Consider the following 14,591-nt stretch of genomic DNA (forward strand, 5'->3'; position numbering starts at 1 on the left):
GCGCAAGCGGGGGGAAGCGCAAACCGCGGTCCCTTTTCACGTTTTTCAGCACGATCCTTATGGAGGAACCATCATGGCGAAGCTCAGCACCGACGAGCTGCTCGACGCTTTCAAGGAGATGACCCTCCTTGAGCTGTCCGACTTCGTGAAGCTGTTCGAGGAGACCTTCGACGTCAAGGCCGCCGCCCCGGTCGCGGCCGTGGCCGTCGCCGGCCCCGGCGGCGCCGCTCCGGCCGAAGAGGCCGAGGAGCAGGACGAGTTCGACGTCATCCTCGAGGCTGCCGGCGACAAGAAGATCCAGGTCATCAAGGAGATCCGCGCGCTCACCAGCCTGGGCCTGAAGGAAGCCAAGGACCTGGTCGACGGCGCTCCGAAGCCGGTCTTCGACGGCAAGGTCAACAAGGAGCAGGCGGAGAAGGCGAAGGCTGCCCTCGAGGGCGCCGGCGCCAAGGTCACCGTCAAGTAAGTAGCGTCACCCGCGAAGCGGTCTGCCCCAGGTGCCTGGGCGGGCCGCTTCCGGCGTTTCCGGACCCGGTTCCGGTCCCAGACTGATTTGATCGCTTTCAGCCGGCGCCCCGGCGTGGCCCACGTACAATCCGCCCGTGGCCAGGATCCGCCGTGAGGCCCCCCGTCGTCTCAACCTGGCCCTGCTGGCCCTGGTCCTCGTGCTGGGGGCGGCCGCCGGATGGGTGTGGACGCTCAGGGCCTCGGCCCTGGCCCGCGAGGCCGACGAGGCCGCCGCGGTCTCGGCCGCCTCCACCCACGCCGTCAGCCTGATGTCGCTCGACCACCGCACCTTCGACACCGCCTTCCGCGGTGTGGTGTCGACGTCGACGGGGGAGACCAGAGCCCGTTACGAACGCGACCAGGCCGCCACCCGCGAGACCGTGATGAAGGACAAGGTCCTCCAGACGGGGGTGCTCCGGGGAGCGGGGCTGGCGTCCATGAACGCCGAGGGGACCCGCGCCCAGGTGCTCGTGGTCGCCGACGTGATGATCGACTTCACCGGCCGGAAGGGCGACGAGCCGGAGGAGCGCTTCTACCGCTGGCGCATGGATCTGGCCAAGGAGAGCGGACGCTGGCTGGTCGCGAACGCGGAGCTGGTGTCGTGATGGCCGTCGTCCAGCGCGCCCTGCGGCTGACCTCCCTGCTCGTCGTGCTGGCCGTGCTGGCCCTGGGCGGGCTCGGGCGGCTCTATCTCGACCTCAAACGGGTCCAGGACACCTCGGCGGCCTCGGCCGAGGCGGCGCAGGCGGCCCGGGCGTACGCCGCCGACATGCTCTCCTACGATCACCGGACCATCGAGGCCGATCTCGCGCGGGCCCGCAGCCACGCCACCGGCCCGCTGGCTGAGCACTACGCCAATCTGGCCGGCACCTTCATCCCGCAGGTGCGCCGGCAGCAGAAGGTCCAGCAGGCGACGGTGGCCGCCGTGGCGGTCGAGGAGGCCAGCCCCGAAAGGGTCAAAGTGCTGGTCTTCCTGAACACCACCACAAGCCGGACAGAAGGGCCGGCGGAGGTCGTACAGAACAGAGCGCGGCTGGTCATGGTGGTTACGGACGGTCGCTGGCTCGTGTCGGGGCTCTCGACGTTGATCGGCAACACGCCCATCCGCTGAGTCCCGAGACCCAATTGTTGGTCACGTTTGGGTTTTGGTTTGAGCGGCCTAGGGAATGTCCAGGGCGTTGGAAGGTCGATCAACGGTCATCGTTGGGCCTTCCGTGTGACAGAGCGTTAGCGGACTCGGGTCGAGGGTATCGACTGGGCTCGGCGGGTTGTCGATAGGGCTTCGCAACCGGCGGTCGTCTCACGGAAGGGAAAAACCCAGCGTGCTGGCCATTGGTTAGCCGAAATGTCGTCTCTCGGGCTTGACGTTTGAGCCCAGACGGGTGATGCTGCCAGCAACGTGGAGCGCAGAGCGAGAGCGGAGTGGACAGGTGTATGCCCATCGGCTACACTGCCCCTTTGCGCTGCCCTTTGACGACCGTTTCTCTGAGTAACCTCGCTTTCCTTGGTCGTCTGGCGTGCGTGTAGTCAGTCCGCGAGCCCTCGGAAGGACATCTGTTGGCAGCCTCGCGCAACGCCTCCGCCGTACCCGCCGGTCCCCGCACCGTGTCGTTCGCACGTATCCAGGAGCCTTTGGAAGTTCCTGATCTACTAGCTCTGCAGACCGAGTCCTTCGACTGGTTGCTCGGCAACGAGAAGTGGAAGGCCCGGGTCGAGGCGGCCCGCCAGGCGGGCCGCCGCGATGTGCCGGCCCAGTCGGGTCTCGAGGAGATCTTCGAGGAGATCAGTCCCATCGAGGACTTCTCCGGCACCATGTCCCTCTCGTTCCGCGATCACCGGTTCGAGCCGCCCAAGTACTCGGTCGACGAGTGCAAGGACAAGGACATGACCTACTCCGCCCCGATGTTCGTCACGGCGGAGTTCATCAACAACACCACCGGTGAGATCAAGAGCCAGACCGTGTTCATGGGCGACTTCCCGCTCATGACCTCGAAGGGCACCTTCATCATCAACGGCACCGAGCGTGTCGTGGTGTCCCAGCTGGTCCGTTCGCCCGGTGTCTACTTCGAGCGCACCGTCGACAAGACGTCCGACAAGGACCTCTACGGCGCCAAGGTCATCCCGTCCCGGGGTGCCTGGCTCGAGTTCGAGATCGACAAGCGTGACAGCGTCGGCGTCCGCATCGACCGCAAGCGCAAGCAGGCCGTCACGGTCCTGCTCAAGGCGCTCGGCTGGACGACCGACCAGATCCTGGAGCGCTTCGGCCAGTACGAGTCGATGCGCGCCACCCTGGAGAAGGACCACACCTCCGGCCAGGACGACGCGCTGCTCGACATCTACCGCAAGCTGCGTCCGGGCGAGCCCCCGACCAAGGAGTCCGCGCAGGCGCTGCTCGAGAACCTCTACTTCAACCCCAAGCGGTACGACCTCGCGAAGGTCGGCCGTTACAAGATCAATAAGAAGCTCGGCTGTGACTCCGAGATCACGCAGGGCACCCTCACCGAAGACGACGTCGTCGCCGCCATCGAATACATCGTCCGGCTCCACGCCGGCGAGGAGTCGATGGGCGAGAACGGCTCGGTCATCGTCGAGATCGACGACATCGACCACTTCGGCAACCGCCGCCTGCGCACCGTCGGCGAGCTGATCCAGAACCAGGTCCGCCTGGGCCTGGCCCGCATGGAGCGCGTCGTGCGCGAGCGCATGACGACCCAGGACGTCGAGGCGATCACGCCGCAGACCCTGATCAACATCCGCCCGGTCGTGGCGTCGATCAAGGAGTTCTTCGGCACCTCGCAGCTGTCGCAGTTCATGGACCAGACCAACCCCCTCGCGGGCCTGACCCACAAGCGTCGTCTGTCGGCGCTCGGGCCCGGTGGTCTGTCGCGTGAGCGGGCCGGCTTCGAGGTCCGTGACGTGCACCCGTCCCACTACGGCCGCATGTGCCCGATCGAGACGCCGGAAGGCCCGAACATCGGTCTGATCGGCTCGCTCGCGTCGTTCGGCCGGATCAACTCCTTCGGGTTCGTCGAGACGCCGTACCGGAAGGTCATCGACGGCAAGGTCAGCGAGCAGGTCGACTACCTGACGGCCGACGTCGAAGACCGCCACGTCGTGGCCCAGGCCAACACGCGCCTGAACACCGACGGCAGCTTCGCCGAAGACCGCGTCCTCGCCCGCCGTAAGGGCGGCGAGTTCGAGGCCGTCCACCCGTCCGAGGTCGACTACATGGACGTCTCGCCGCGCCAGATGGTGTCGGTCGCGACCGCCATGATCCCCTTCCTTGAGCACGACGACGCCAACCGCGCGCTCATGGGTTCGAACATGCAGCGTCAGTCGGTGCCCCTGCTGAAGAGCGAGGCTCCGCTCGTCGGCACCGGCATGGAGTACCGCGCGGCGACCGACGCCGGCGACGTCATCAGCGCCGAGAAGGCCGGTGTCGTCGAGGAGGTCTCCGCCGACTACGTCACCGTGATGAACGACGACGGCACCCGCACCACCTACCGGGTCGCCAAGTTCAAGCGGTCCAACCAGGGCACCTGCTTCAACCAGAAGCCCATCGTCGCCGAGGGCGACCGGGTGGAGTCTGGTCAGGTCATCGCCGACGGCCCCTGCACCGACACCGGTGAGATGGCGCTCGGCAAGAACCTGCTCGTGGCGTTCATGCCGTGGGAGGGCCACAACTACGAGGACGCGATCATCCTGTCGCAGCGCCTCGTGCAGGACGACGTCCTGTCCTCGATCCACATCGAGGAGCACGAGGTCGACGCCCGCGACACCAAGCTCGGCCCGGAGGAGATCACTCGGGACATCCCGAACGTCTCCGAGGAGGTCCTGGCCGACCTCGACGAGCGGGGCATCATCCGGATCGGCGCCGAAGTGGTCACGGGTGACATCCTCGTCGGAAAGGTCACCCCCAAGGGTGAGACCGAGCTGACCCCCGAGGAGCGCCTGCTCCGCGCGATCTTCGGTGAGAAAGCGCGCGAAGTGCGCGACACCTCGCTGAAGGTTCCCCACGGTGAGTCGGGCAAGGTCATCGGCGTCCGCGTGTTCAGCCGCGAGGAGGGCGACGAGCTTCCCCCCGGCGTCAACGAGCTGGTCCGCGTCTACGTGGCCCAGAAGCGCAAGATCACCGACGGCGACAAGCTGGCCGGCCGCCACGGCAACAAGGGCGTCATCTCCAAGATCCTTCCGGTCGAGGACATGCCGTTCCTGGAAGACGGCACCCCGGTCGACATCGTCCTCAACCCGCTGGGCGTGCCCGGCCGAATGAACGTCGGCCAGGTGCTGGAGACACACCTCGGGTGGATCGCCGCCAGAGGCTGGGACGTCTCCGGCATCGAGGAGGCGTGGGCCGAGCGGCTGCGCGAGAAGGAGATGACCGAGGTCAAGCCGTGGACCAAGGTCGCCACTCCGGTGTTCGACGGCGCCCACGAGGAGGAGATCGTCGGCCTCCTCAACAGCACCCTGAAGAACCGTGACGGTTCGCGGATGGTCCAGGAGAACGGCAAGGCCCGGCTCTTCGACGGCCGCTCCGGCGAGCCGTTCCCGCACCCGATCTCGGTCGGCTACATCTACATCCTGAAGCTGCTCCACCTGGTCGACGACAAGATCCACGCTCGGTCGACCGGCCCCTACTCCATGATCACGCAGCAGCCGCTGGGTGGTAAGGCGCAGTTCGGTGGCCAGCGCTTCGGTGAGATGGAGGTGTGGGCGCTGGAAGCGTACGGCGCCGCCTACGCCCTCCAGGAACTGCTGACCATCAAGTCCGACGACGTCCTCGGCCGAGTCAAGGTCTACGAGGCCATCGTCAAGGGCGAGAACATCCCCGAGCCCGGCATCCCCGAGTCCTTCAAGGTCCTCATCAAGGAAATGCAGTCGCTGTGCCTGAACGTCGAGGTGCTCTCCAGCGACGGCATGTCCATCGAGATGCGCGACACCGACGAGGACGTCTTCCGCGCGGCGGAGGAGCTCGGTATCGATCTGTCCCGGCGCGAGCCGAGCAGCGTGGAAGAAGTCTGAGGGGGAGATAGCACATGCTGGACGTCAACTTCTTCGACGAGCTCCGAATCGGCCTCGCGACCGCCGACGACATCCGTCAGTGGTCTCACGGTGAGGTCAAGAAGCCGGAGACGATCAACTACCGGACCCTCAAGCCCGAAAAGGACGGACTCTTCTGCGAGAAGATCTTCGGTCCGACCCGGGACTGGGAGTGCTACTGCGGCAAGTACAAGCGCGTGCGCTTCAAGGGCATCATCTGTGAGCGCTGCGGCGTCGAGGTGACCCGTGCCAAGGTGCGTCGTGAGCGGATGGGCCACATCGAGCTGGCCGCCCCGGTCACCCACATCTGGTACTTCAAGGGCGTTCCCTCGCGGCTGGGCTACCTGCTCGACCTCGCCCCGAAGGACCTCGAGAAGGTCATCTACTTCGCGGCGTACATGATCACGCATGTCGACACCGAGATGCGCGACCGCGACCTGTCCTCGCTCGAGGCCAAGATCTCGGTCGAGCGTCAGCACGTCGAGCAGCGCCGTGACGCCGACATCGAGGCCCGGCAGAAGAAGCTCGAAGCCGACCTGGCCGAGCTGGAGGCCGCCGGGGCCAAGGGCGACCAGCGCCGCAAGGTGCGCGAGGGCGCCGACCGCGAGATGCGTCAGCTCCGCGACCGGGCGCAGCGTGAGCTCGACCGGCTCGAGGAGGTCTGGAGCCGCTTCAAGAACCTCAAGGTCCAGGACCTCGAGGGCGACGAGCTGCTCTACCGCGAGATGCGCGACCGGTTCGGCCGCTACTTCCGCGGCGGCATGGGCGCGCAGGCGATCCAGGAGCGGCTGCAGAGCTTCGACCTCGACCAGGAGGCAGAAAACCTCCGCGAGACGATCCGCAGCGGCAAGGGCCAGAAGAAGGCCCGCGCCCTCAAGCGGCTCAAGGTCGTGGCGGCGTTCCTGAACACCCGCAACTCGCCCGCCGGCATGGTGCTCGACTGCATCCCGGTGATCCCGCCGGACCTGCGGCCGATGGTCCAGCTCGACGGTGGCCGCTTCGCCACCTCCGACCTGAACGACCTCTACCGGCGCGTGATCAACCGGAACAACCGACTCAAGCGGCTTCTCGACCTCGGCGCCCCCGAGATCATCGTCAACAACGAGAAGCGCATGCTCCAGGAGGCCGTCGACGCGCTGTTCGACAACGGCCGCCGCGGCCGCCCGGTCACGGGCCCCGGCAACCGTCCCCTGAAGTCCCTCAGCGACATGCTGAAGGGCAAGCAGGGCCGGTTCCGTCAGAACCTGCTGGGCAAGCGAGTCGACTACTCCGGCCGTTCGGTCATCGTCGTCGGCCCGCAGCTGAAGCTGCACCAGTGCGGCCTGCCCAAGCAGATGGCGCTGGAGCTGTTCAAGCCGTTCGTGATGAAGCGCCTGGTCGACCTGAACCACGCGCAGAACATCAAGAGCGCCAAGCGCATGGTCGAGCGGGCCCGCCCGGTCGTGTGGGACGTGCTCGAAGAGGTCATCACCGAGCACCCCGTGCTGCTGAACCGCGCTCCGACGCTGCACCGCCTGGGCATCCAGGCCTTCGAGCCGCAGCTGGTCGAGGGCAAGGCCATCCAGATCCACCCGCTCGTCTGCACGGCGTTCAACGCCGACTTCGACGGCGACCAGATGGCCGTGCACCTGCCGCTGTCTGCCGAGGCCCAGGCCGAGGCGCGCATCCTGATGCTGTCGACCAACAACATCCTGAAGCCCGCCGACGGCAAGCCCGTGACGATGCCCACCCAGGACATGGTCATCGGCCTCTACTCGCTCACCACCCAGGCCGACGAGGCCGAGGGTGAGGGCCGGGTGTTCGCGTCGGTCTCCGAGGCCCTCATGGCCTTCGACCGCCACGAGCTCGACCTGCAGGCGAAGATCCAGGTCCGGCTCAAGGACGTCGCCCCGCCGCGTGGCTGGGAGGCGCCCGAGGGCTGGGAGGTCGGCGACCCGCTGCGCCTGGAGACCACGCTCGGCCGCTGCCTGTTCAACAACACGCTGCCCGCGAACTACCCGTTCGTGAACTACCAGGTCGGCAAGAAGCAGCTGTCCGCGATCGTGAACGAGCTGGCCGAGACCTACCCCAAGGTCGAAGTGGCCAACGCGCTCGACGCGCTCAAGGACGCCGGCTTCTACTGGGCCACCCGCGCCGGTGTGACCATCTCGATCGACGACGTCATCGCGCCCCCGAACAAGGGCACGATCATGGAGTCGTACGAGAAGCAGGCCGACAAGGTCCAGCGCGAGTACGACCGCGGTCTGATCACCGACGAGGAGCGCCGTCAGGAGCTCATCGAGATCTGGACCAAGGCCACGAGCGACGTGACCCAGGACATGCAGGACGCCTTCGGGAAGACCAACCCCATCTGGATGATGGTCCAGTCGGGCGCCCGAGGAAACCTCATGCAGGTCCGTCAGATCGCCGGCATCCGCGGCCTGGTGTCCAACACCAAGGGTGAGACGATCCCGCGTCCGATCAAGTCCTCCTTCCGCGAGGGCCTGTCGGTGCTGGAGTACTTCATCTCCACCCACGGTCAGCGGAAGGGTCTGGCCGACACCGCCCTGCGTACCGCCGACTCGGGTTACCTGACCCGTCGTCTGGTGGACGTCGCGCAGGACGTCATCGTGCGCGAGATCGACTGCGGCACCGACCGCGCGGTCCCGCTGCACGTCGGTGAGCGCGACGCGTCGGGCAACCTGGTCAAGGCGGAGAACGCCGAGTCCAACGTGCACGGCCGGATCCTCGCCGAAGACGTCGAGGTCGACGGCAAGCTCGTCGCCGCCGTCGGCACCGACATCAACGACATCACCGTCACCGCGCTGGTCGAAGCCGGCATCGAGACGGTCCGCACCCGCAGCACGCTGGTGTGCGAGGCCAAGATCGGTGTCTGCGCGACCTGCTACGGCCGCTCGCTGGCCACCGGCAAGCTCGTCGACGTCGGCGAGGCGGTCGGCATCATCGCCGCCCAGTCGATCGGTGAGCCCGGCACCCAGCTGACGATGCGTACCTTCCACACCGGTGGTGTGGCGGGCGCCGACATCACCCACGGTCTGCCGCGTGTCCAGGAGCTCTTCGAGGCCCGCATCCCCAAGGGTGTGGCCCCGATCTCCGAGGTCACCGGCCGGGTCCGGATCGACGAGACCGACAAGACCCGCAAGATCGTCATCACCCCCGACGACGGTGCCGAGGAGATCGCCTACCCGGTCTCCATGCGGTCGCGGCTGCAGGTCTCCGAGGGGCAGCACATCGAGGTGGGTCACCAGCTCATCGCCGGTGCCCGCAACCCCAACGAGGTGCTGCGCATCCTCGGCCCGCGCCAGGTCCAGCTCCACCTCGTCGAAGAGGTGCAGCAGGTCTACCGCTCGCAGGGTGTGTCGATCCACGACAAGCACATCGAGGTCATCGTCCGCCAGATGCTCAAGCGCGTGAACGTGCTGGAGTCCGGCGACACCGAGATGCTGCCCGGTGAGCTGGTCGAGCGGCCGAGGTTCGAGCGGATGAACCGCGAGTGCGTCGCCGAGGGCGGGCAGCCGGCGTCCGGCCGTCCGGTCCTGATGGGCATCACCAAGGCCTCGCTCGCCACCGAGTCGTGGCTGTCGGCGGCGTCCTTCCAGGAGACCACCCGGGTCCTGACCGACGCGGCGATCCACGCCAAGTCGGACAGCCTGCTCGGCCTCAAGGAGAACGTCATCATCGGTAAGCTCATCCCGGCCGGTACGGGCATGCCCCAGTACCGCAACATCCGGGTCGAGCCGACCGAGGAGGCCAAGGCCGCGATGTACACGGTCGGCGGCTACGACGGCTCCGCGGCCGACTACACCTTCGGTTCGGGCAGCGGCGAGGCCGTCCCGCTGGAGGAGTACGACTTCGGTCAGTACGGCCGCTAGTCATCCAAGGTTCATCACGGAAGCCCGGCCTCGGCCGGGCTTCCGGCTTTTTCACGTCTCTTCGCGCGGTATAGTTGACACGGACTCAATCACGGCCTGCGTTTGAAAGGTGGGCCGCGGGACTCAAGGTACGAATCCCGACGACCCGTACTCGCGACCGTTTTGACGTGTCGCTACCGGCTGGGTAGTCTTCTCTTTCGTGCCCATGGGTTCATGGGCCCAAAACGCGTGCGCGCAGCTTGCCAGCGAAGCGCGCCGTGTGCCCCTGGTTCCCGATTTCCAGGTCCGGGGTGTTGCGTCAACAGTGCGCGACACGCCCGACCGCGTGGGTCGGCGGAGAGGGAAAACCAGCAGGTCATGACACCGGCAGTACCTGCGAATAAGCATGTTCACGATTCACCGGCCAAGGCACGAAACGGAGTTGTTGTAGTGCCCGCGATTCAGCAGTTGGTCCGAAAGGGCCGGCAGGACAAGGTCTCCAAGACCAAGACTCCTGCGCTCAAGGGCAGCCCTCAGCGGCGCGGCGTCTGCACCCGCGTCTACACCACCACCCCGAAGAAGCCGAACTCGGCGCTTCGTAAGGTCGCGCGTGTTCGCCTGACCAACGGCATCGAGGTCACCGCATACATCCCCGGCGTCGGCCACAACCTCCAGGAGCACAGCATCGTGCTGGTTCGTGGTGGTCGTGTGAAGGACCTCCCCGGCGTTCGCTACAAGATCATCCGCGGCTCGCTCGACACCCAGGGCGTCCGCAACCGCAAGCAGGCTCGTTCCCGCTACGGCGCCAAGAAGGAGAAGAAGTAATGCCTCGCAAGGGTTCTCCTGGCCGCCGCCAGCTCATGGCCGACCCGGTTCACAACTCGCCGCTGGTCACCGCCCTGATCAACAAGGTTCTCCTCGACGGCAAGCGCTCGATCGCCCAGTCGATCGTGTACGGCGCCCTCGAGGGCTGCAAGGACAAGACCGGCAACGACCCGGTCGTCACGCTGAAGCGCGCCCTGGACAACGTGAAGCCGACCCTCGAGGTCCGCAGCCGCCGTGTCGGTGGCGCGACCTACCAGGTCCCGGTCGAGGTCCGCGCCGCGCGCAGCACCACGCTGGCCCTCCGCTGGCTGGTGCAGTACTCGCGTGCACGCCGCGAGAAGACCATGACCGAGCGCCTCATGAACGAGCTCCTCGACGCCAGCAACGGCCTCGGGGCGAGCGTGAAGAAGCGCGAGGACACCCACAAGATGGCCGAGTCCAACAAGGCCTTCGCCCACTACCGCTGGTAGTCGGCGGATTTTCGACGAGACGACGAGGACGCGAGAGAAGTGGCGACCACGCTTGACCTGGCCAAGGTCCGCAACATCGGGATCATGGCCCACATCGACGCGGGCAAGACCACCACGACCGAGCGCATCCTGTTCTACACCGGTATCAACTACAAGATCGGTGAAGTCCACGAGGGCGCTGCCACGATGGACTGGATGGAGCAGGAGCAGGAGCGCGGCATCACGATCACGTCTGCCGCGACGACCTGTGAGTGGCTCGGCCACACCATCAACATCATCGACACGCCGGGCCACGTCGACTTCACCATCGAGGTGGAGCGCTCGCTCCGCGTCCTCGACGGTGCCGTCGCGGTGTTCGACGGTGTCGCCGGGGTGGAGCCGCAGTCGGAGACGGTCTGGCGGCAGGCCGACCGCTACGAGGTTCCCCGTATCTGCTTCGTCAACAAGATGGACCGGGTCGGCGCGGAGTTCCACCGGTGCGTCGACATGATGATCAGCCGGCTGGGCGCGACTCCCGCGGTCATCCAGCTTCCCTGGGGCGTTGAGGCCGACTTCAAGGGCGTCATCGACCTGGTGAAGATGAAGGGCCTGATCTGGAGCGCCGAGGCCGCCAAGGGCGAGATGTACGACACCGTCGACATCCCCGCCGACCATGCCGAGACCGCCCGTGAGTGGCGCGACCGTCTGGTCGAGACCGTGGCCGAGAACGACGACGAGCTGATGGAGCTCTTCCTCGAGGGCGTCGAGCCCTCCGAGGAGCAGCTGGTCGCGGCCATCCGCCGCGCCACGCTGGCCAGCGCCATCAACCCGGTCCTGTGCGGCACCGCGTTCAAGAACAAGGGCGTGCAGCCCCTGCTCGACGCGATCGTCGCCTACCTCCCCGCGCCGACCGACATCCCGGCCTTCAAGGGCCACGCGGTCAACGACGAGGAGAAGGTCATCGAGCGTCGCCCCGACGTGACCGAGCCGTTCTCCGCCCTGGCCTTCAAGATCATGAGCGACCCCCACCTGGGCAAGCTCACCTACATCCGCCTCTACTCCGGCACCCTTGAATCCGGCACGACCGTGATCAACTCGGTGAAGGGGAAGAAGGAGCGGATCGGCAAGATCTACCAGATGCACGCCAACAAGCGTGAGGAGCGGCCGTCCGCGGTCGCCGGTCAGATCGTCGCCGTGATGGGCCTCAAGGACACCACCACCGGTGACACCCTGTCCGACATCCAGAACCAGGTCGTCCTCGAGTCGATGACGTTCCCGGCGCCGGTCATCAGCGTCGCGATCGAGCCGAAGACCAAGGGCGACCAGGAGAAGCTCGGCACCGCGATCCAGCGTCTGGCGGAGGAGGACCCGTCCTTCCAGGTCCGCCGCGACGAGGAGACCGGCCAGACCGTCATCCACGGCATGGGCGAGCTTCACCTCGAAATCCTGGTCGACCGCATGCGCCGCGAGTTCAAGGTCGAGGCGAACGTCGGTCGTCCCCAGGTCGCGTACCGCGAGACGATCCGCCGCAAGGTGGAGAAGATCGACTACACGCACAAGAAGCAGACCGGTGGTTCCGGCCAGTTCGCCAAGGTCCTCATCGACCTTGAGCCGCTGGGCGAGGGCAACGACGGTTACGAGTTCGAGAACAAGGTCACCGGTGGCCGCATCCCGCGGGAGTACATCCCCTCGGTCGACGCGGGCGCCCAGCAGGCCGCCGAGTTCGGCGTGCTGGCCGGTTACCCGATGGTGGGCGTCAAGGTCACGCTTCAGGACGGCGCCTACCACGAGGTCGACTCGTCCGAAATGGCCTTCAAGATGGCCGGCTCGATGGTCTTCAAGGAGGCCGCGCGCAGGGCCGACCCCGTTCTCCTCGAACCGATGATGGCCGTCGAGGTCACCACGCCCGAGGACTACATGGGTGACGTCATCGGCGACCTCAACGGTCGTCGCGGGCAGATCCAGGCCATGGACGAGCGGGCCGGCGCCCGTGTCGTCAAGGCCCTTGTTCCGCTCTCTGAGATGTTCGGCTACGTGGGCGACCTCCGTAGCAAGACGCAGGGGCGCGCGAGCTACAGCATGCAGTTCGACTCCTACGCGGAAGTGCCTCCGGGCATCGCCAAGGAGATCGTCGCGAAGGTCCGCGGCGAGTAACACCTCGCCAGCGTCCGGCCGCCACGTCAGTGACGGCCGGACGGGACCGGGCGATTGAAGTCAAGTCAGAAATCTCTAAGGAGACAGACCAGTGGCCAAGGCCAAGTTCGAGCGGAACAAGCCGCACGTGAACATCGGCACCATTGGGCACATCGACCACGGCAAGACGACTCTGACCGCGGCGATCACCAAGGTGCTTCACGACCGTTTCCCGCAGATCAACGAGGCGACCCCGTTCGACAAGATCGACAAGGCGCCCGAGGAGAAGGCCCGCGGGATCACCATCTCGATCGCCCACGTCGAGTACCAGACGGAGAAGCGCCACTACGCGCACGTCGACTGCCCTGGTCACGCCGACTACGTCAAGAACATGATCACCGGTGCGGCGCAGATGGACGGCGCCATCCTGGTGGTCGCCGCGACTGACGGCCCCATGCCGCAGACGAAGGAGCACGTCCTCCTGGCCCGCCAGGTCGGCGTCCCCTACATCGTCGTCGCCCTGAACAAGGCCGACATGGTGGACGACGAGGAGATCCTGGAGCTCGTCGAGCTCGAGGTTCGCGAGCTCCTCTCGGCTCAGGAGTTCCCCGGTGACGACCTGCCCGTCGTCCGCGTCTCGGCGCTCAAGGCGCTCGAGGGCGACGAGAAGTGGGGCGACTCGATCATCGAGCTCATGACCGCCGTCGACGAGAACGTGCCGGAGCCCACCCGCGCGATCGACAAGCCGTTCCTGATGCCGATCGAGGACGTCTTCTCGATCACCGGTCGTGGCACCGTCGTGACCGGTCGTATCGAGCGTGGTGTCGTCAAGGTCAACGAGACCGTCGACATCATCGGCATCAAGGAGAAGAGCACCACGACCACCGTCACCGGTGTCGAGATGTTCCGCAAGCTCCTCGACGAGGGCCAGGCCGGTGACAACGTCGGTCTGCTCCTCCGCGGCATCAAGCGCGAGGACGTCGAGCGCGGCCAGTGCATCATCAAGCCGGGCACGACCACCCCGCACACCGAGTTCGAGGCCCAGGTCTACATCCTGAGCAAGGACGAGGGCGGCCGCCACACGCCGTTCTTCAACAACTACCGTCCGCAGTTCTACTTCCGTACGACTGACGTGACCGGTGTTGTGAACCTGCCCGAGGGCACCGAGATGGTCATGCCCGGTGACAACACCGAGATGACCGTCCAGCTGATCCAGCCCATCGCCATGGAGGACGGCCTCAAGTTCGCCATCCGTGAGGGTGGCCGTACGGTCGGCGCCGGCAACGTGGTCAAGATCATCAAGTAGTACCCGATGGCCGGGTCCCCACGGGCCCGGCCATCACATTGCTTCACCCGCCGTGATCCCGCAGCCGCTTCGGGTCTCCGAAGTGACTGCCGGATCACGGACATATAGCGGCAACCTGCCGCACGTTACTTGTTCAGACGACAGCGAAGGACACCGAGGCCATTATGGCGGGACAGAAGATCCGCATTCGGCTCAAGGCCTATGACCACGAGGTCATCGACAGCTCGGCCAAGAAGATCGTCGAGACGGTGACGCGTACGGGCGCCAAGGTCGCGGGCCCGGTGCCCCTGCCGACCGAGAAGAACGTGTACTGCGTGATCCGTTCGCCGCACAAGTACAAGGACAGCCGCGAGCACTTTGAGATGCGTACGCACAAGCGGCTGATTGACATCATCGACCCGACGCCCAAGACCGTCGACTCGCTCATGCGGCTCGACCTGCCTGCCGGCGTCGACATCTCGATCAAGCTCTGAGGGAACG

Annotated in this window: 10 protein-coding genes; all 10 read left to right on the top strand. The window is 66.3% G+C overall.

The window, feature by feature from the left end; all coding sequences use genetic code 11:
* Positions 1-73: 73 nt before the first annotated feature.
* The 10 genes from rplL (at position 74) to rpsJ (ending at position 14,584) form a co-directional block, all read left to right on the top strand.
* The gene (gene rplL / locus FDA94_RS04180) at positions 74-466 is read left to right on the top strand and encodes a 50S ribosomal protein L7/L12 (protein ID WP_062337791.1); all 393 of its coding nucleotides are present in this window, start codon (positions 74-76) and stop codon (positions 464-466) included.
* 136 nt (positions 467-602) lie between these two features.
* Positions 603-1,112, top strand: a complete 510-nt coding sequence (locus tag FDA94_RS04185; RefSeq protein ID WP_137245688.1) for a hypothetical protein — start codon at positions 603-605, stop codon at positions 1,110-1,112.
* Complete coding sequence (locus FDA94_RS04190) at positions 1,112-1,618, top strand: hypothetical protein (protein ID WP_137245689.1); 507 nt, start codon at positions 1,112-1,114, stop codon at positions 1,616-1,618. Before FDA94_RS04185 ends, FDA94_RS04190 begins: the two co-directional genes overlap by 1 nt.
* Before the next feature lie 446 nt (positions 1,619-2,064).
* A complete protein-coding gene (rpoB, locus tag FDA94_RS04195; protein WP_137245690.1) occupies positions 2,065-5,529 on the top strand; it encodes a DNA-directed RNA polymerase subunit beta in 3,465 nt (1,154 codons plus the stop codon).
* A gap of 14 nt (positions 5,530-5,543) precedes the next feature.
* Positions 5,544-9,419, top strand: coding sequence for a DNA-directed RNA polymerase subunit beta' (locus FDA94_RS04200; RefSeq protein WP_137245691.1), 3,876 nt, complete (start codon positions 5,544-5,546; stop codon positions 9,417-9,419).
* 429 nt (positions 9,420-9,848) lie between these two features.
* The gene (rpsL, locus tag FDA94_RS04205; protein ID WP_137245692.1) at positions 9,849-10,223 is read left to right on the top strand and encodes a 30S ribosomal protein S12; all 375 of its coding nucleotides are present in this window, start codon (positions 9,849-9,851) and stop codon (positions 10,221-10,223) included.
* Positions 10,223-10,693, top strand: coding sequence for a 30S ribosomal protein S7 (gene rpsG / locus FDA94_RS04210; RefSeq protein ID WP_137245693.1), 471 nt, complete (start codon positions 10,223-10,225; stop codon positions 10,691-10,693). The genes rpsL and rpsG overlap by 1 nt, the downstream gene beginning before the upstream one ends.
* 39 nt (positions 10,694-10,732) lie before the next feature.
* A complete protein-coding gene (fusA, locus tag FDA94_RS04215; RefSeq protein ID WP_212735176.1) occupies positions 10,733-12,826 on the top strand; it encodes an elongation factor G in 2,094 nt (697 codons plus the stop codon).
* Between the two features lie 91 nt (positions 12,827-12,917).
* Positions 12,918-14,111: an elongation factor Tu gene (tuf, locus tag FDA94_RS04220; protein ID WP_062345052.1), complete on the top strand. Its 1,194-nt coding sequence runs from the start codon at positions 12,918-12,920 to the stop codon at positions 14,109-14,111.
* Positions 14,112-14,275: 164 nt separating this feature from the next.
* Positions 14,276-14,584: a 30S ribosomal protein S10 gene (rpsJ, locus tag FDA94_RS04225; RefSeq protein ID WP_012887830.1), complete on the top strand. Its 309-nt coding sequence runs from the start codon at positions 14,276-14,278 to the stop codon at positions 14,582-14,584.
* Positions 14,585-14,591 lie beyond the last annotated feature (7 nt).

The organism is Herbidospora galbida (assembly GCF_005233835.1).
GTDB lineage: Bacteria > Actinomycetota > Actinomycetes > Streptosporangiales > Streptosporangiaceae > Herbidospora > Herbidospora galbida.